Source organism: Aeromonas sp. TW 6 (assembly GCF_013168745.1).
GTDB classification, from domain to species: Bacteria; Pseudomonadota; Gammaproteobacteria; order Enterobacterales; family Aeromonadaceae; genus Aeromonas; species Aeromonas caviae.
Genome location: NZ_JABERS010000010.1, coordinates 29,743 through 47,246, shown reverse-complemented (window position 1 = coordinate 47,246; position 17,504 = coordinate 29,743). Strand labels below are relative to the sequence as shown.

At 62.6% G+C, this 17,504-nt stretch carries 16 protein-coding genes; 6 read left to right on the top strand and 10 right to left on the bottom strand.

The window, feature by feature from the left end; translation table 11 throughout:
- Positions 1-142 precede the first annotated feature (142 nt).
- Both HKD46_RS07105 and HKD46_RS07100 read left to right on the top strand, forming a co-directional pair.
- Positions 143-1,132: a luciferase-like monooxygenase gene (locus tag HKD46_RS07105; protein WP_010673203.1), complete on the top strand. Its 990-nt coding sequence runs from the start codon at positions 143-145 to the stop codon at positions 1,130-1,132.
- 184 nt (positions 1,133-1,316) lie between these two features.
- On the top strand, positions 1,317-1,802 hold the full coding sequence (locus HKD46_RS07100; RefSeq protein WP_041211140.1) for a 2TM domain-containing protein: 486 nt from the start codon (positions 1,317-1,319) through the stop codon (positions 1,800-1,802).
- 126 nt (positions 1,803-1,928) lie between these two features.
- Here the strand turns inward: HKD46_RS07100 and HKD46_RS07095 are convergent, their stop codons facing one another.
- The 6 genes from HKD46_RS07095 to lptD are packed head-to-tail and all read right to left on the bottom strand — an operon-like array spanning position 1,929 to position 8,727.
- Positions 1,929-2,750, bottom strand: coding sequence for a symmetrical bis(5'-nucleosyl)-tetraphosphatase (locus tag HKD46_RS07095; protein WP_113724987.1), 822 nt, complete (start codon positions 2,748-2,750; stop codon positions 1,929-1,931).
- A gap of 6 nt (positions 2,751-2,756) precedes the next feature.
- The gene (gene apaG, locus HKD46_RS07090; RefSeq protein WP_010673206.1) at positions 2,757-3,119 is read right to left on the bottom strand and encodes a Co2+/Mg2+ efflux protein ApaG; all 363 of its coding nucleotides are present in this window, start codon (positions 3,117-3,119) and stop codon (positions 2,757-2,759) included.
- A gap of 4 nt (positions 3,120-3,123) precedes the next feature.
- Entirely contained in the window at positions 3,124-3,936 is an 813-nt protein-coding gene (gene rsmA / locus HKD46_RS07085; RefSeq protein WP_010673207.1) for a 16S rRNA (adenine(1518)-N(6)/adenine(1519)-N(6))-dimethyltransferase RsmA, read from the bottom strand.
- On the bottom strand, positions 3,926-4,921 hold the full coding sequence (gene pdxA / locus HKD46_RS07080; RefSeq protein ID WP_081331990.1) for a 4-hydroxythreonine-4-phosphate dehydrogenase PdxA: 996 nt from the start codon (positions 4,919-4,921) through the stop codon (positions 3,926-3,928). The genes rsmA and pdxA overlap by 11 nt, the downstream gene beginning before the upstream one ends.
- A 50-nt stretch (positions 4,922-4,971) precedes the next feature.
- Entirely contained in the window at positions 4,972-6,264 is a 1,293-nt protein-coding gene (surA, locus tag HKD46_RS07075) for a peptidylprolyl isomerase SurA (protein WP_171865073.1), read from the bottom strand.
- 30 nt (positions 6,265-6,294) lie between these two features.
- Positions 6,295-8,727, bottom strand: a complete 2,433-nt coding sequence (gene lptD / locus HKD46_RS07070; protein WP_171865072.1) for an LPS assembly protein LptD — start codon at positions 8,725-8,727, stop codon at positions 6,295-6,297.
- Positions 8,728-8,901: 174 nt separating this feature from the next.
- Between lptD and HKD46_RS07065 the strand changes: the two genes are divergently transcribed.
- The 3 genes from HKD46_RS07065 to djlA are packed head-to-tail and all read left to right on the top strand — an operon-like array spanning position 8,902 to position 11,421.
- The gene (locus HKD46_RS07065) at positions 8,902-9,912 is read left to right on the top strand and encodes an aminoglycoside phosphotransferase family protein (RefSeq protein WP_052816415.1); all 1,011 of its coding nucleotides are present in this window, start codon (positions 8,902-8,904) and stop codon (positions 9,910-9,912) included.
- Positions 9,909-10,577, top strand: a complete 669-nt coding sequence (gene murU / locus HKD46_RS07060; RefSeq protein WP_171865071.1) for an N-acetylmuramate alpha-1-phosphate uridylyltransferase MurU — start codon at positions 9,909-9,911, stop codon at positions 10,575-10,577. The genes HKD46_RS07065 and murU overlap by 4 nt, the downstream gene beginning before the upstream one ends.
- Before the next feature lie 19 nt (positions 10,578-10,596).
- Positions 10,597-11,421 (top strand): co-chaperone DjlA, encoded by an 825-nt coding sequence (djlA, locus tag HKD46_RS07055; protein ID WP_103260750.1) that lies wholly within the window; start codon positions 10,597-10,599, stop codon positions 11,419-11,421.
- An 85-nt stretch (positions 11,422-11,506) separates the two neighbouring features.
- On the opposite strand, the gene HKD46_RS07050 is transcribed toward djlA, so the two are convergent.
- The 4 genes from HKD46_RS07050 to HKD46_RS07035 all read right to left on the bottom strand — a co-directional run bounded on the left by HKD46_RS07050 (position 11,507) and on the right by HKD46_RS07035 (position 16,340).
- On the bottom strand, positions 11,507-12,862 hold the full coding sequence (locus tag HKD46_RS07050) for an NCS2 family permease (RefSeq protein ID WP_103244310.1): 1,356 nt from the start codon (positions 12,860-12,862) through the stop codon (positions 11,507-11,509).
- Positions 12,863-13,117: 255 nt separating this feature from the next.
- A complete protein-coding gene (locus tag HKD46_RS07045; RefSeq protein ID WP_045523765.1) occupies positions 13,118-13,447 on the bottom strand; it encodes a hypothetical protein in 330 nt (109 codons plus the stop codon).
- Positions 13,448-13,558: 111 nt separating this feature from the next.
- A complete protein-coding gene (ettA, locus tag HKD46_RS07040; RefSeq protein ID WP_171865070.1) occupies positions 13,559-15,226 on the bottom strand; it encodes an energy-dependent translational throttle protein EttA in 1,668 nt (555 codons plus the stop codon).
- 268 nt (positions 15,227-15,494) lie between these two features.
- Complete coding sequence (locus tag HKD46_RS07035) at positions 15,495-16,340, bottom strand: lytic transglycosylase domain-containing protein (RefSeq protein WP_171865069.1); 846 nt, start codon at positions 16,338-16,340, stop codon at positions 15,495-15,497.
- A gap of 343 nt (positions 16,341-16,683) precedes the next feature.
- Here HKD46_RS07035 and HKD46_RS07030 point away from each other — a divergent pair, with 343 nt between their 5' ends.
- Positions 16,684-17,424: a glycosyltransferase gene (locus tag HKD46_RS07030; protein ID WP_103261486.1), complete on the top strand. Its 741-nt coding sequence runs from the start codon at positions 16,684-16,686 to the stop codon at positions 17,422-17,424.
- Positions 17,425-17,504: the final 80 nt, after the last annotated feature.

Sequence of the window (17,504 nt, the reverse complement as noted above, 5' to 3'; positions counted from 1 at the left end):
GGACTCGATCTTGCGCTCTTCGGCCCCAAATCAACAGCCAGCCTTCGCGCTGCGCCCTTGCCCTGTGGTGAGATGATTCGTCCAGATATCTCGTGCTACATTGCTCCCCTGATAAACGCCCTGTGAACCAATGGAGTGTCCCATGTCTGTCGTCCCCTATTCCGTGCTGGATCTGGTGCCCGTTCCCGAAGGTGGTCTGCCGGCCGAGTCGTTTCGCCACTCGCTGGATCTGGCTCGCCATGCGGAGCGCTGGGGTTACCATCGCTACTGGCTGGCGGAGCACCACAACATGCCGGGCATTGCCAGCGCCGCCACAGCGGTGCTGATTGGCCACCTGGCCGGGGGCACCACGACGTTGCGGCTCGGGGCTGGCGGCATCATGTTGCCGAACCACTCCCCCCTGGTCATTGCGGAGCAGTTCGGCACGCTGAGTTCCCTCTATCCGGATCGCATCGATCTCGGCCTGGGCCGCGCCCCTGGCAGCGATCAGCGCACCATGCAGGCGCTGCGCCGCCAGCGCAGCGGCGAGGTGGATGATTTCCCGGCGGATGTACGCGAACTGATGAGTTATTTTGGCGACGAGGTCGGTGCCGTGCAGGCGGTGCCGGGTCAGGGACTCCATGTGCCCATCTGGCTGCTGGGCTCCAGCCTCTACAGTGCCCAACTGGCTGCGGCCATGGGGTTGCCGTTCGGCTTTGCCTCCCACTTCGCTCCCGCCATGTTGCTGCAGGCGCTGGAGATCTACCGTACCCAATACCGTCCCTCTGCCCGCTGGCCAAAACCCCATGCGGTGGTGTGCGTCAATCTGATCGCCGCCGACACCGACCGTGAGGCCCGCTTCCTGTTCACCACCCTGCAGCAGCAGTTCCTGCGTCTCTACCGGGGGGATGCCGGCAAGCTGCCACTGCCGGTGCAGACGCTGGGGGATGAGTGGTCTCCCCGCGAATTGATGGCGATGGAGCAGACTCTGGCTCGCTCCCTGGTGGGGGAGCCGGATCGGGTACGCCACGGCCTCAAGGCTCTGCTGGCAGAGACCGGAGCGGACGAGTTGATGTTCAACGGCCCCATCGTCGATCATCAGGCGCGCCTGCGCTCCTTCGAGATTGGTGCCGAGCTGATGCAGGGGTTGTAACCCCCCGCGACGCCTGGCCGCCAGCGGCACGCCAAGCCTGGCTGCTCGGGGTGCAAAAGCCACGATTGCGTGGTGGTAAGTTTATGATTTTTAAAGGAAGTCAGGTGAGTGTCGGCCATCTGTCGTGTCCCCTCTCATCCCCTTTCCCTATGCTGGCCCTGTCAATCACCACAAGGAGCGCAAGATGATCGTCAGGAAGTTGAGATTGCAACGGGGATGGTCCCAGGAACAGCTGGCGACCCTCACTGGCCTGAGCGTTCGCACCATTCAGCGAATAGAGCAGGGCCAGCAACCTGGACTGGAATCCCTCAAGGCCCTGGCCGCCGTCTTCGAGCTCGATGTGACCCAACTGCAGGAGAGCGAGATGAAAGGGAATGAGGGCGAAGATCGGGGACGCGTGCAGGTGGCGCGGGATGAGCGGGAGGCGATGAAGTTCGTGGAGGGGCTCAGGGGCTTCTACGGCCACCTCATGAGCTATGTGCTGGTGATAGGGGGGCTGTTTGTCATCAACTACCTGAGCAACCCGGATTATATCTGGGCCTGGTGGCCCATGCTGGGCTGGGGGTTGGGATTGGCTTCTCACGCCATCAACCTGTTCCAGCCCTTCAAGCTGTTTGGCCCGGAATGGGAGCGGCGCCAGGTCGAGAAACGGCTGGGGCGCAGGCTCTGATCCGCTCATCATGAAAAAACGGGCCCGGCATTGCCGGGCCCGTTCTGTTTTCAGCTCCATTTCGCAGGAGAGGGCATTGCTCTCCTCTCAACGGCGGATCATTCCCTTGTTCCGCAAAGAGCCGCTCTACTTGGCATAGGCCGGGCAGGGGGTGGCGATCAGGGCGTCGTCCTCGTAGCGCCACAGGGTGAGGCTGTTGCCCCAGACGCACCCGGTGTCGAGTCCCTTGATATCGGATTTGCCGGTGTTGCCCATCAGGGCCGCCCAGTGGCCGAAGACCAGGATGGGGTCATCCACATGGTGCTCGCGCTGCTCGAACCAGGGGCGCAGGCCCGGGGGCGATTCGGTGGGGCCCTTCTTGCATTTGAAGTCGAGGCGCCCGTCGAAGTAGCAAAAGCGCATCCGGGTGAAGCTGTTGATGATGTAGCGGTAACGCTCTATGCCCAGCAGGTTGTCGTTCCAGCTGTCGGGCTGATCGCCATACATGTTGTGCAGCAGCCAGCTGTACTGATCCCCGCGCAGCAGGCTCTCCACCTCCCGGGCACAACTGCGGGCGGTGTGGGCGTCCCAGGCGGGGGAGAGGCCCGCATGCACCATCATGATGGGCAGGTCGGGGTGTTCTGCCAGCAGGGGACGGTGACGCAGCCACTCCAGCAGCTCGTCCCGATCCGGCGCCTCCATCAGCGCCTGCAGCTTGTCTTTCTTCTTGAGCGGGGCGACTCCGTGGGCCACCGCCAGCAGGTGCAGGTCGTGGTTGCCGAGCACGGTGACGGCCTGCTGCCCCAGTGATTTGACGAAACGCAGGGTGTTGAGGGAGTCCGGCCCCCGGGCGACGAGATCGCCGCACAGCCAGAGCGTGTCGTTATCGAAGTCGAACTCGGCAAGATCCAGCAGACGGCGCAAATCGTCGTAGCAGCCCTGGATATCACCGACGAAACAGTTCGCCATGAAACCTCAGTTGATTATGTTGGGGACGGCCAGCGTGAAGGGGGCGATGGGGGCTTCGAATTGTTGCCCCGATTCATCCTGCAGGATGTAGCTGCCTTCCATCACGCCAAGCGGTGTGGCGAGGGGAACGCCACTCTGGTAGGAAAAGGTCTCGCCGGGGGCGATCAGGGGTTGTTCACCGACCACGCCGGGACCTTCCACTTCCAGCATCTTGCCATTGGCATCCGTAATGAGCCAGCGTCGATGCAGCAGTTGCACCGTGCCCGGACCCAGGTTCTCAATCTCGATGCGATAGAGAAAATGGTAGGGATCTGCGGTTCCCGCCACATAGCTGGGGTGGGGGCGGACCACTATCCGGGCTTGGGTCATGGGATCAGGCCTGTTGCTGGTCGGCCAGCCAGTTGGCGATCGTGACGAACTGCTCGAGGGAGAGATTCTCCGGGCGCAGGTTGCCATCGATGCCAAGCTCGGTCAGCTGGGCGTCGGTGATGAAGTTGGAGAAGCTGTTGCGAATGGTCTTGCGACGCTGGCCGAAGCCTTCGGTGCAGACCCGGTTCAGGCAACGAATGTCTTTCGCGACGATAGTCGGGTTCTTGTGCGGGATCAGACGCACCACGGCGGAATCCACCTTCGGCGCCGGCTTGAAGGCGCCCGGGCCCACTTCCAGCACCGGCACTACCTGACAGTAGTACTGGGTCATCACGCTCAGACGGCCATAGGCCTTGCTGCCCGGGCCGGCGGCCAGACGCAGCACCACTTCCTTTTGCAGCATGAAGTGCATGTCCTCCACCCGGTCGGCAAATTCGCACAGGTGGAAGATGAGGGGGGTGGAGATGTTGTAGGGCAGGTTGCCGAAGATGCGCAGCGGCCCCTTGCCTTCCCCCATCAGGGTACTGAAGTCAAAGCGCATGGCATCGGCTTCGATGACGGTCAGCTTCTCCTTGAGGGTCGGGTGTTCGCGCAGACGTGCGGCAAGATCCCGGTCCAGCTCGACCACGGTCATCTTGTCCATCTGGGCGGCGACCGGCTCGGTGAGCGCAGCCAGACCCGGGCCGATCTCCACCAGATTCTGACCCGGTTGCGGGTTGATGGCGGCCACTATCTGGTCGATCACATACCGGTCGTGCAAGAAGTTCTGACCGAAACGCTTACGGGCCGTGTGGCCCATGTGCACCTTACTGCTCATATCTTTTTTTCTCTACCATCTGGATGGCGTGGTTGATCGCGGTGGTGAGGCTGCCGGGGTCTGCCAGGTTCTTGCCTGCCAGATCCAGCGCTGTGCCGTGGTCCACCGAGGTACGGATGAAGGGAAGTCCGAGGGTGATGTTGACCGAGTTGCCAAAGCCCTTGTACTTGAGCACGGGCAGCCCCTGATCGTGGTACATGGCGAGTACCGCATCCGCATCCTTGAGGTATTTGTCCTGGAACAGGGTATCGGCTGGCAGCGGGCCGACCAGATCGATCCCTTCCTGGCGCAGGGCGGCCAGGGCGGGTTCGATGACATCGATCTCTTCACGGCCCAGATGACCCCCTTCCCCGGCATGGGGATTGAGGCCGCAGACATAGATCCGGGGGTGTTCGATGCCGAACTTGCGCTTGAGATCCGCATCCAGGATGCGGATCACCTTGCCAAGGCGATCCTCGGTGATGGCCTTGGCAACATAGGCAAGGGGAATATGGGTGGTCGCGAGGGCCACTCTCAGCCCTTCGGTGGCCAGCAGCATCACCACATCGGCGGTGTCGGACTGCTGGGCGAAGAACTCGGTGTGACCGCTGAACGAGACGCCCGCCTGGTTGATGATCCCCTTGTGCACAGGCCCGGTTACCACGGCGGCGAATTCGCCGCTCAGGTTGCCGTCGCAGGCGCGCTGCAAGGTAGCCAGCACATAGGCGCCGTTGCCCTCATCCAGCTTGCCTGGCACCACGGGGGCGCCGAGCGGCACGGGGCAGACGGTCAGAGTCCCCGCCCGCTGCGGACGGGTGGGGGCGCTTTCGTCATAGGGTTCAAGCTCGACGGACAGCCCTAGCAGGGCGGCCCGTTCGCGCAACAGGGCGGGATCGGCGATCACAACCAGCTGATGGGGCCAGGTCCGCTGGGCAATCTGCAGGACCAGATCCGGGCCTATGCCAGCCGGTTCACCCGGGGTGATAGCAAGCCGGTGGCAGCTCAGTTGTGCCTCGGCGTGCCCTGGATGCACCTTGTTCATCTGCTTGTCGCCCATCAATTGGGTTCGATCTGGATGTAGGCTTCGTCGCGCAGTTCATCCAGCCAGGCCTGGGACTCTTCGGTGAAGCGGCGGTTGAAGATGAGCTGGTAGGCGCGCTGCTCCTGGGCCTTGCCGGTGGCATCCTGGCTGCGACGATCCTCGAGCTGCACTATGTGCCAGCCGTGGGTGGTGCGGAAGGGTTCGCTGATCTGGCCGGGCTGCAGGCGATTGACCATGTCGCGGAACTCCGGCACATAGACGTTGGGATCGGACCAGCCCAGTTCGCCGCCCTGCACCGCGGAGCCCGGATCCTCGGAGTACTTCTCCGCCATGCTGGCGAAGCTCGCCTTGCCGCTCTTGATGTCGTGCAGGATGCCGTCCAGGGTGCCCTTGGCCTTCTCCTCGCTCAGGATGATGGAGGGCTTGATCAGGATGTGGCGCGCCTTGACCTCGGTCTGCATGACCTGTTGCTGACCCTTGGTGTCGAAGATCTTGATGATGTGCAGACCGGCGCCGGAGCGCAGCGGGCCGACGATGTCACCCTTGCCGGCCCCTTGCACGGCTTCCGCCATCAGGGTGGGCATCTCCTGCGGGCTCAACCAGCCCCAGTCACCCCCTTCCAGCGCCTTGGGACCGTTACTCTCGGCAATGGCCAGCTTGCGGAAGTCGGCCCCCTCTTTCAGGGACGCCAGAATGCGCTCGATCTTGGCCTTGGCTGCGTTGAGCTGCTCGGCATTCGGGTTGTCCGGCAGCGCGACCTGGATATGGCCGATATGATATGACGTCTGCTGCTGGCCCTGTTTGCTCAGGGCCTCGACCACCTGCTTGACCTCCTGATCGGAGATGTTGATGCGACGGCGGACCTGGCTGCGGCGCACCTCGTTCATCAGGATCTCGCGGCGCACCTCCTCACGGTACTGGGCGTAGGTCAGGCCTTCCCGCTCCAGTTGGGCGCGCAGTTGCTCCAGGTTCATCTTGTTGTCGGCGGCGATGCTCTGAATGGCCTGTTCCAGCTGGGTGTCACTGATCTTGAGCCCCTGGCGCTCCGCCAGTTGCAGTTGCAGGCTCTCCTGGATCAGGCGATCCAGTGCCTGCTTGCGCAGGGTGACGTCATCGGGCAGGGACTGGCCGCTCTCCTGGGCAGAGGCCTTGACCTTTTGCACCAGGGCCTCCTGCTGACTGGCCAGCACCACATCCTTGTTGACCACGGCCAGCACCTTGTCCATCAGCTCGGGGGCGGCGAGGGCTCCCTGGCTCATGACTCCGAACAGGCCTGCGGTCAGCAGGGAAATCAACGTCTTCTTCATATCCATCTCTCAAGGCGTTTGCCAGACCGGTTACTGGTCTCGCAGGTTAAACGGACGAATGTAAGGCAGTGCTTCGGTGTCCAGGGAAGTGCCCTTGGAGCCGGTACCCACGCTACCCAATCCTTTCATTTCAAATTGAATGCCGAAACTGCGCTCGGCAGTGGATGTATTGTTCACGTTATCTGGCGTGTTGACCCATTCCAGGTTGAAGTTGATGCTCCAGCAGCAGGAGTCGTATTTCAGACCCACCTTGCGGTCCACTTTGACGTTCTGATTGAGCTCCTGATAGTAGCCGCCATAAAGGTGCCAGCGATCGTCCAGCGGGGTGGTCAGCAGCAGGCCGATCTGGTTGAGATCCGTCACCTGCCCCTTGTGGTCGAGGTCGTAGTTGGCATCCCGCACGAAGCGGTGGTTCAACTGGCTGATCAACTTCTCGTGACGGTATTCCAGGGCGCTGTTGGCAGAGCTTATCTGGCGCTGTTCCATATCATATTGTGCCCCCGCATGGGCATACCACTGCTCGTTGATCTTGGCGTCACCCTCGAACGACAGCGGGGAGCGGGTATTGGTGCTCAGCTCATCGCTGCTGTAAAGCTTGACCCTGGGCGCAACGAAGTCGAAGGCTTGGGCAACGGCCAACCGGATTCGTTCATCCCCGGCCGGATCATAAATGCGGGTGGTGACCCCCAAGGAGAGCCGGTTGGAGTCGCTGATGCGGTCCAGACCGGCGAAGCGGCGATCGCTGAACAGGCTGTAGTAGTCCTGGCGCATGGTGGTGGAGTCATAGACGCCAATGTTGTCCTGATCCTTGTAGGGCACATAGAGGTACTGGAATTCAGGCTCCAAGGTCTGGTTGGCGCCCTCGCCAAACCACTGCTGATCCCGCTCGAAGGTCATGCCGCCCTTGAGACGGAACGAGGGCAGTACCCGTGTGATGGTCCCTTCTTCCAGGGTGACGTCGCCGCCCTCTCTCGGGGTGAAACGATTGGTGAAGGTGCTGCTCATCTGGTCAGGCACCGTCTGGTCGTAACGGGTGTACATCAGCTTGTACTGGCTGTCGAGGAAGTAACCCGCCTCGTCAACGAGGGGGATGGTCAGGGTGGGGGCCGTGTAGACCCGGGTGCCGGTGTAGGCTTCACCCTTGTTCTGCTCGATGGCCTGATCGTTGTTGTAGCCGAAGTTGGTCAGCTCGGTATTCCAGGCCAGATCGTACCAGCTGCCCTGCTGGTAGTAGTTGTGGTTGATGCGCGGCATCAGCTCATGGGGCTGCTGGGCGCTGGCCAGCAGGATCTGGTAGGTCCGTACCTCGGCATCGAGGTTCCAGTTCTGCTGGAAGTAACCCGCCTTCAGGGATTGCTGCAACTGGTTGTCGACCTGGGTCCCCACCTTGGGGGTGAAGTCGTTGAAGTAGTTGTAGTCCTGGTCCCGTACCTTGGTGTAGTCCACCGACACCCGCATGGCGTTGTCCATGAACATGGAGGTGTGGCGGGCGCTGAGCAGGTAGCGGTGACCGTCAGAGAGATGCTGATTGAGGCTGGCCGTCTCGTCGTACTGCTTGTCGTCCGCCAGGTTCTCGAAGTAAAGGCTCCCCACGTGGGCCGGGTCCGGCATGTAGCGGAACTCGACCTGTTCCATCAGGCCCCGTCTGTCCATGAAGCGGGAGGTGATGGTGGCATCGTAGTTGGGGGCGATGTTCCAGTAGAACGGCTGGGTGATGTCCATGCCGTTCTTGGAGCTTTGGGTATAGCCCGGGTAGAGCAGACCGGTCTTGCGCTCATCCTTGATGGGGAAGTTGATATATGGGAAGTAGAAGACCGGATAGTCATAGAGCCAGAGGCTGGCGTTCCAGGCCTCCCCGAATACCTCGGACTGATCGATGTCGATGCTGCCGGCCTTCAGGGTCCAGGCCTCCTGGCCCGGTGGGCAGGTGGTGTACTGGGCCCCTTCCAGAGTGATGTTCTGGTTGTTGTTGGTCATGGTCACCTTTTCGGCGAAGCCGCGCACCGGTGAGCCATGGACCTGATATTTGCCCTCTTCCAGTTCGGAGTTCTTGGTGTCCAGGTTGGATTTCAGGGTCTTGTCGCTGGTGACCGTGATCTGGCCATCGTTGTAATAGATGTTGCCGATGGCGATGACATCCCGGCTCTTCTGGTCGAGCTGGGCATAGTCGGAGTCGAACTTGCGCACGCCCTGGCGCACCTTGACGTCACCCTCGTAGACGGCGGTACCGCCCTGCTTGGCCTCCAGGCGATCGGCATCCACCTCGACGGGCTGGGCATTGGCGTCCTGGCCCGCACTGGGCTTCTCTATCTTGGGGACATAGTCATAGCAGAGGCTGTCGAGGATCCCGGTAGCGGGTGGCGCATTGAGTGGCGCTGCCTGGGCCATGAGCGGGCTCAGGGCAGGAACAAGGCTGATGGTCAGGGCGATGGGACAGGAGTATCCCAGTGTCCATTTTGTCATGTGAAAGGCTCGCGCAATCCGTAGTAAAAACGGTGGATTCAGGGCATGCATTTTATGTCAGGATCCATCGAGTTGACATTGCATGTCATTGCTTTATGTTAGCCGGCAATGATAAAGCATTATTGCGGCCAGGGCTAACAGCCAAGTGCTGCTTTCCAATTTGGTTCCCGACTCATGCACGATCGCGCTTCCCTGCTTTTGCAATGGGCTCGCCGGATTTCCGGTGACGCCAACCTCTCGTTGACGCTTATTTCCGGTGACGCCAGTTTCCGCCGCTACTTCCGGGGCGGCGGTCTGGTGTGGGTGGATGCTAATCCGAAAACCGAAAAAAATCATGAATTCGTTCGCAATGCCACCGCCCTGCACGATGCGGGGCTGCTGGCCCCCGAGGTAAAGGGGGTCGACTACGAGCAGGGATTGCTGGCGGTGACGGACCTGGGGGATACCCAGCTTATCGGCTGCCTGAACGAAGCGAGCGTACTGGCCTGGTATGGCAAGGCTATCGCCCTGCTGCCAAGGCTCGGCACTGTGGCGCTCGAGCTCGAGCCCTTCGATGAGGCCTTCATGGCCCGCGAAAATGCCATCTTCCCCGAGTGGTTGCTGGGACATCACCTACAACTGACCCTGAGCGATGAAGAGCTGCAGTTGCTGGCGGAGACCTTCGCCTGCCTCACGGCGAGCAACCAGGCCCAGCCACAAGGAGTGATGCACCGGGACTTCCACAGCCGCAACCTGATGGTGTGCGGCGGGATGAACCCGAAGGAGAGCGACCTCGCCCTTATCGACTTCCAGGACATGGTCATCGGGCCGCTGAGCTATGACCTGGTCTCGCTGCTGAAAGACTGCTACGTGCGCTGGCCGGACGCGGTGATCGAGCAGGGCATGCGACTTGGCTTCGACACCCTGCAAGGGGCCGGCCTGCTCGGCAATCTGGACTATGCCGCGTTTCGTCGCGCAGCCGATCTCACCGGCATGCAGCGCCATCTCAAGGCGGCGGGTCTCTTCACCCGCCTCTATCACCGCGATGGCAAGGCCGGCTACCTCAAGGACATTCCCCGCACCCTGGGCTATGTGGTCGATGTCTGTCGCAGCCATGGCGCCGCCTATCCGGTGCTGGCCCGCTTCGGCCAGTGGCTGGAGCAGGTGGTGCTGCCCGGATTGGCGCGCACCGGGGTGACACCATGAAGGCGATGATCCTGGCCGCCGGGCGCGGCGAGCGGATGCGTCCGCTCACCGATCTGCTGCCCAAGCCGCTGCTGGCGGCGGGGGGCAAGCCCCTCATCGTGCACCATATCGAAAAACTCAAGGCAGCCGGCGTGACCACACTTGTCATCAACCACGCCTGGCTCGGACACAAGCTGGTGGCGGCCCTCGGCGATGGCAGTGCGCTCGGGGTATCCATCCACTGGTCGGCCGAAGAGAGCGCGCTCGAGACCGCCGGCGGCATCGTGCAGGCGCTGCCCCTGCTGGGCAGCGAACCCTTTCTGGTGATCAACGGCGATACCTGGCTCGACCTGGATTATCGCGCTCTGGTGAGCCAGCCGCTTGGGGAGGATCTCGCCCACCTCTGGCTGGTGCCCAACCCTCCCCAGCACCCACAAGGTGACTTCTCCCTGCAAGCGGGTCGGGTGCTGGACACCCCGGCCCTCACCTTCAGCGGCGTCGGCCTCTATCACCCCGCTGCCTTTGCTGGCTTGCCCTGCGGGGCGCGCAAGCTGGCCCCCCTGCTGCGCGACTGGATGGCGCAGGGACGGGTGGGTGGCAGCCTGCTGGCTGGCGAGTGGCGCGACATCGGCACAGTGGATCGGCTGCGCGAGCTGGACGAGCAACTGCTCGCCGGCACCCATTAACATCACGAGGTCTTGAACCATGCGTATTTGGGGCAAGGTGCTTGGCACCTTCTTCGGTTTTCTGCTCGGCAACATCTTCGGCGCCCTGCTGGGCCTGTGGATCGGCCATCGCTTCGATCGGGGCATGGGGATCCGCGGGGCCTTCCAGCGGGCACCCAGCCAGCAGCAACAGGCCGTCTTTTTCCATGCCACCTTCGCCGTCATGGGCCACATCGCCAAGGCGAGCGGCCAGGTCACCGAGCACGAAATACGGGTCGCGTCCAACCTGATGGACAGGATGCGGCTGGCCGGAGAGCAGCGGGTACGGGCTCAGGAGTCGTTCCGCCTTGGCAAGGAGAGTGACTTCCCCCTGCGCGAGACCCTGGCGGAGTTTCGCCAGGCGAGCCTGGGGCAGCGCGACATCCTGCGCTTCTTCCTCGAGGTCCAGCTGCAGGCCGCCTTCGCCGACGGTCAGGTGGAGGCGAACGAGCGGGCCATCCTGCAAACCATCGCCGACGAGCTGGGGTTCAGTCGCATCGAGCTGGCCCGCATTCTGGCGATGGCCGAGGCGCAGATGAACTTCTTCCACCGCCAGCAACAGCAGGGCAGTGGCCAGGGGCAGCAATACCGCCAGGAGCCCCCCTCCCGGGATCGCCTCAAGGATGCCTATCAGTTGCTTGGGGTGAACGAGAGCGACAGCGATCAGGAGATCAAGCGTGCCTATCGCAAGGAGATGAGCAAGCATCACCCTGACAAGCTGGCCGCCAAGGGATTGCCCCCTGAGATGATGGAGATGGCCAAGGAGAAGACCCAGGAGATCCAGCAGGCCTGGGAGTGGATCCGTGAGGCCCGTGGCATTCGCTGAGCCCTGATCCCGCCATAAAAAAATGCCCGTCGATGACGGGCATTTTTGTTTTTAGAGTCTGGTTTTTCTTTTCATGGAAGAAAAATCAGTGGGCATCGACCCAGACAAACTTGAGGACGAAGAGCAGGGCCACCACCAGCACGCAGGGGTTGATCTCGCGCCAGCGGCCGGTGCCCGCCTTCATCACGCAATAGGAGATGAAGCCCACGGCGATCCCCTCGGTGATGGAGAAGCTGAACGGCATCATCACCGCGGTCATGAAGGCCGGCACCGCTTCGGTCAGGTCTTCCCACTTTACCCGGGTCAGCTCGGAGCACATCAGCACGCCCACGTAGATGAGAGCCCCCGCTGCGGCATACGCCGGTACCATGGCGGCGACCGGAGAGAAGAAGATGGCCAGCAGGAACAGGATGCCCACCACGATGGCGGTCAGGCCGGTGCGACCGCCGACGGCGACGCCGGAGCTGCTCTCGATGTAGGCCGTCACGGACGAGGTCCCCATGAAAGCGCCGCCGACGGAGCTGACGCTGTCCACCACCAGGGCCTGCTTCATGCGCGGGAAGTGCCCCTTGTCATCGGCCAGCTTGGCGCGATTGGTCACGCCGATCAGGGTGCCGGAAGAGTCGAACAGGTTGACCAGCATGAAGGAGAAGATGATCCCGGCGAGGCTGATGTCCAGCGATCCCATCAGATCCAGCTGGCCGAAGACCGGGGCAATGCTCGGCGGCACGGAGACGAAGCCCTTGAAGGTGACGTCGCCGAACAGCCAGCCCAGGGTGGTGGTCACCACGATGGCGATGAGCACGGCGGAGTGGACGCCGCGGGCGGAGAAGATGCAGATGAGGAAGAAGCCGAGCAGCCCCAGCAGGCAGGGCAGGGAGGTGAGGTTGCCCACGGTCACCATGGTGGCGGGGCTCGCGACCACGATGCCGGCATTGTGCAGGCCGAGCAGGGCGATGAGCAGACCGATGCCGGCGGTGATGCCGACCCGAAGTGTCAGGGGAATGTTGGCGATGAGCCAGTAGCGTACCCGCAGCAGGGTCAGGATCAGCAGGCCCAGCGCACCCCAGAAGATGGTGCCCATGCCCACTTGCCAGGAGTAGCCCATGCCGGCCACCACCACGAAGGCGAAGAAGGCGTTGAGGCCCATGGCGGGAGCCAGGGCGATGGGCAGGTTGGCCAGCAGACCCATCAGGATGCTGCCGATGCCGGCGATGAGGCAGGTGGTAACGAACACGGCCTGGGTGTCCATGCCTGCCGCAGAGAGGATCTGCGGGTTGACGAAGACGATGTAGACCATGGTCAGGAAGGTGGTGATGCCGGCGATCACCTCGGTGCGGGCCGTGGTGCCATGACCGCGCAGGGCAAACAGGCGCTCGAGCAATCCATGCCCGGCAGCCGGGCTGGCGGTCTGCCCGGTAGCGTGATGTGGTTGATTCATATTGGATTCCAATGGGTGACGTGAAATAGGCAGCAGGGGGCCCGGCCCATCCATGCGGGGCGACGGACCCTGATTCTGGCGGTGAAGTGACCAGACTCGTCCTGATACCGTGACAGCGCGCACATTTTCACACAGGCGGCCAGGTTTACAAACCCCGGATGTGCGAGGCGGATCAATGAATAGAGTAAAAATTCAAACGTTTTCCCCCGGAGGCAGGAGAAAGGGGACCAATAGAGCCCCGTTTCCACATCGGGATCAACGGTTTTTCTGGTAGCGTTCGATAAGCTGGCTCAGCACGGCATCGCTCTGCTCCAGCAAGGGATCGAGGGTCAACCCCATGCGTTGCAGCAGCAGGGTGGCCTGGGTTTCGCTCAAGGGGCGGCCATCAAGGAAGTAGGCCTGCTCGGCAAGTTGCTTGTCATGGCGGGGCAGCAGCACCCAGTGCACCCGTCGGGGTTCGATGGCGGCGAGGATCCGGTTGGCGGCCGCGCAGAAGGTATCGATGTGCTGCTTGCCATCCGGCCCCAGGCAGCCGGGTTCGAGCCGGATCTGGATGGTGAGTCTGGTGGTGGAGGCTTGGGTCATGGGTCGCTATCGGTGGGGAATAGGTGGAGATTGTAAGTCAGAAGAGGCAAAAAAGGGGAGCCCCGGCTCCCCTTGTGACGTCATACCTGGCGGCGCAGCTGTTGCCTCGCCTTACTTGGCAATGCGCTTGTACTTGGCGCGGCGCGGCTGGATAGCCTCGGCACCGTAGGTCTTCTTCTTCCACTCTTCGTATTCGGTGAAGTTGCCTTCAAAGAATGCGATCTTGCCCTCGTCCTGGTAGTCCAGGATGTGGGTGGCGATGCGGTCGAGGAACCAGCGGTCGTGGGAGATGACCATGGCGCAACCCGGGAACTCCAGCAGGGCGTTCTCGAGGGCGCGCAGGGTTTCGATGTCCAGATCGTTGGTCGGTTCATCCAGCAGCAGCACGTTGCCGCCGGTCTGCAGCAGCTTGGCCAGGTGCAGACGGCCACGTTCACCACCGGAGAGCTCGCCGACCCGCTTCTGCTGGTCGGAACCCTTGAAGTTGAAGCGGCCGATGTAGGCGCGGCTCGGGAACTCGTAGTTGCCGATGCGCAGGATGTCCTGGCCGTCGGCGACTTCCTCGAACACCGTCTTCTTGTCGTTCATGCTGTCGCGGAACTGATCCACGGAGGCCAGCACCACGGTGTCACCCAGGGTGATGGAACCGGAATCCGGTTGTTCCTGACCCGACATCATGCGGAACAGGGTCGATTTACCGGCACCGTTCGGACCGATGATGCCGACGATGGCACCCTTCGGAATGGAGAAGGAGAGATCGTCGATCAGCACTCGATCACCGTAGGATTTGCGCAGGTTGGCCACCTCCACCACCTTGTCGCCGAGGCGCGGTCCGGGCGGAATGAACAGCTCGTTGGTCTCGTTGCGCTTCTGGTAGTCGTTGGTGTTGAGCTCTTCGAAGCGAGCCATACGAGCCTTGGATTTGGCCTGACGGCCTTTCGGGTTCTGACGAACCCACTCCAGTTCCTTCTCGATGGACTTGCGACGGGCGGCTTCGGAACTCGCTTCCTGGGCCAGACGGGCATCTTTTTGCTCCAGCCAGGAGGAGTAGTTGCCCTCCCAGGGGATGCCTTCGCCGCGGTCCAGCTCCAGGATCCAGCCCGCCACGTTGTCGAGGAAGTAGCGGTCGTGGGTGATGGCCACGACGGTGCCTTCGTAGTCGTGCAGGAAGCGCTCCAGCCAGGCCACGGATTCCGCATCCAGGTGGTTGGTCGGTTCGTCCAGCAGCAGCATGTCCGGCTTTTCCAGCAGCAGGCGGCACAGGGCCACGCGGCGGCGCTCACCACCGGAGAGGTGCTTGATCTGGGCATCCCAGGCCGGCAGGCGCAGGGCATCGGCCGCGCGCTCCAGCTGGTTTTCCATGTTGTGACCGCCCTGGGCGGCGATGATGGCTTCCAGCTCGCCCTGTTCGCGGGCCAGCTTGTCAAAATCCGCATCCGGGTCGGCGTAGGCTGCATAGACCTCGTCGAGGCGCGCCATGGCGCGTTTGACGTCGCCGACCGCTTCTTCGACCGCTTCGCGTACGGTCTGCTCCGGATCCAGCTTCGGCTCCTGGGGCAGGTAGCCGATCTTGATGCCGGGCTGCGGACGGGCTTCCCCTTCGATCTCGGTGTCGATGCCCGCCATGATGCGCAGCAGGGTCGATTTCCCGGCGCCGTTCAGACCCAGCACGCCTATCTTGGCCCCCGGGAAGAAGGAGAGGGAGATGTTCTTGAGAATATGACGCTTGGGCGGCACGACCTTGCCAACCCTGTTCATGGTGTAAATAAATTGAGCCATTGGCTAATTCTCTTCCTTTCAGCAGTTTAATGTCTTGGCATTAACAAACTGATGTCGTGGTGGGGCCGGGTTGACGGGCCGTCAACCCGGTTCCAAAAAACCCGTCGATTGTAAACCAATGGGAGAGGGGCGGCAAAGCCGGGGAGCCAGGGGGCTGGCGAGCGGCCGAGAGGCGGCAGCGGACAGGAGCGTGCGGGGCCCTGTCTTAAGATTTCCTTAAGCCTGGCCCGATAGGATTCGTGCGGATGAGACGGCCGGCGGGTGGCGCTCAGCGTGGCAGCCGGCGCTCCTTGGCCGGATCCTGCCCCGAGTAGTAGAGCACCCGCTGCACATACTCCTGGGTTTCCTGATAGGGCGGCACGCCGCCGTGGCGCAGGACGGCCTGCTCCCCGGCGTTGTAGGCGGCGCTGATCCTGACCCAGTCGGGGCCAAACTGCTTCTCCAGCCACTTCAGGTAGATCATGGCGCCACGGATGTTCTGCCGGGCGTCGAACGGCCGGGTCACGCCGAAACGGGCCTGGGTTTCGGGGATGAGCTGCATGACCCCTTGCGCCTGCTTGGGGGAGACGGCGGCACTGTTCAGATTGGACTCGGCGATGGCGATGGCCAGCGCCAGCTGGGGGTTGACTCTGTGGCGCTTGGCCGCCTGGCGGATCATGCTGGCCAGCTGCTGCTTGCTCGTGGATTGCCGGGCTAGGTAGCTGTCCTGATCGAAGGGGGTGCTGGGCCGCACCCAGGGGGCGCCGCCTCCGCTGCCACCGACGCCACAGGTGCCGAGGGGGGCGTTGCCGACCCGCTCGTTGTAGTAGCGGGCGGCCTGCTGATTGCCGAGGCGCATGGCCATGGCCAGGTAGGCGTTCGCGTGGCGCGCGTTGCGTATCCCCTGGGGGCCGCGAGCCAGCAGGCGACCGATGCGGTAGTAGGCTTCCGGGTTGCCCAGGCTGGCGGCGGTGCAGTAGTGGGCGATGGCCTGCCTCGGGTTGCCGCGCTCCATGGCGGCGCCCTGGCGCAGGGCGCTCATCGCTTTGGGGGCCTGGCGAAATGCATCGGCATGGGCCGATGCCGTGGTCAACAGCAGGAGCAGCCCCCAGCCCCAGGCGCAGAGTCTCTGCATGATGGTTACCTCGTTGGCTTGTCCGGAAGATATAGGTTCTCCACGGGGTGGCTGCCAGCCAGACGATGGAACATGTGGTTATGTGTCAGGTCATCAGAGACGAAAACGGTATGGAACTTTTAGGCGGGAGAAGATCCTGCTGGTGGTGACGACCTGAGGTGCGGGCAGGGCCGCGCTGTTGTGCTGCCCCTCTTAGTTGATGCGATAGTTAGTTGTCGGGTGATAGACGGCGATCATCATGATGTAATACCTTGTATTTGTGCGGGTTCTGGCGCTGAGTCCACCTTCTTCATGATGTGCGCAACAGGATCCCTTGGATTATTTTCATTGTCGGGAAGCTCATATGGGTGATTCAGTCGATGTGTCAGTCGTAGTACCAGCCAAGGATGAACGGGACAATCTGGCTCCCCTCATCAGTGAAATAGACGCCGCTCTGGGGGGCGGATACGAGTACGAATTGATCTACGTGGATGATGGCAGCGAGGATGACAGTTATGCCCTGCTGTGCGAGCTGAAGTCCCGCTTCACCAGGCTGCGGGTGGTGCGCCACGCCAGGGCCGTCGGCCAGAGCATGGCGGTGCTGAGCGGGGTGCGCCAGGGGCGCGGCGACTGGCTGGTGGTGCTGGACGGCGACGGCCAGAACGATCCGGCGGACATTCCCGCCATGCTGGAGGAGGCCAAGCACCGTTTCGCGGCGGACAGGAATCAGGTCGGGCTCATCGGCCACCGGGTTACTCGCCGGGATGACTGGGTGAAACGCCTCTCGTCCAGACTGGCGAACGGTTTTCGCGATCTGCTGCTGCGCGACGGCATTCCGGATACCGGCTGCGGCCTCAAGGTGGTGCGCCGCGACTGGTATCTGCGCCTGCCCGGCTTCAACCACATGCACCGCTACATCCCGGCCCTGATCCAGGCCCAGGGGGGCCGCATGTCCCCCTGGCCGGTCAACCACAGGCCGCGGCAGGCGGGCGTTTCCAAGTACGGCGTCTGGAACCGGCTCTGGGTCGGGCTGGTGGACGTGGTCGGCGTCTGGTGGTTGCAGCGTCGCTCCAAGGTGGTCGAGATCCGGGAGATGCTGGAGTGATGGACACCCTGCTTTCGTTGTCATCGGTCTGGCCGGACCGGGATGAGGTCGCCCCCCATGTCGGCGGTTTGAACCGGGGA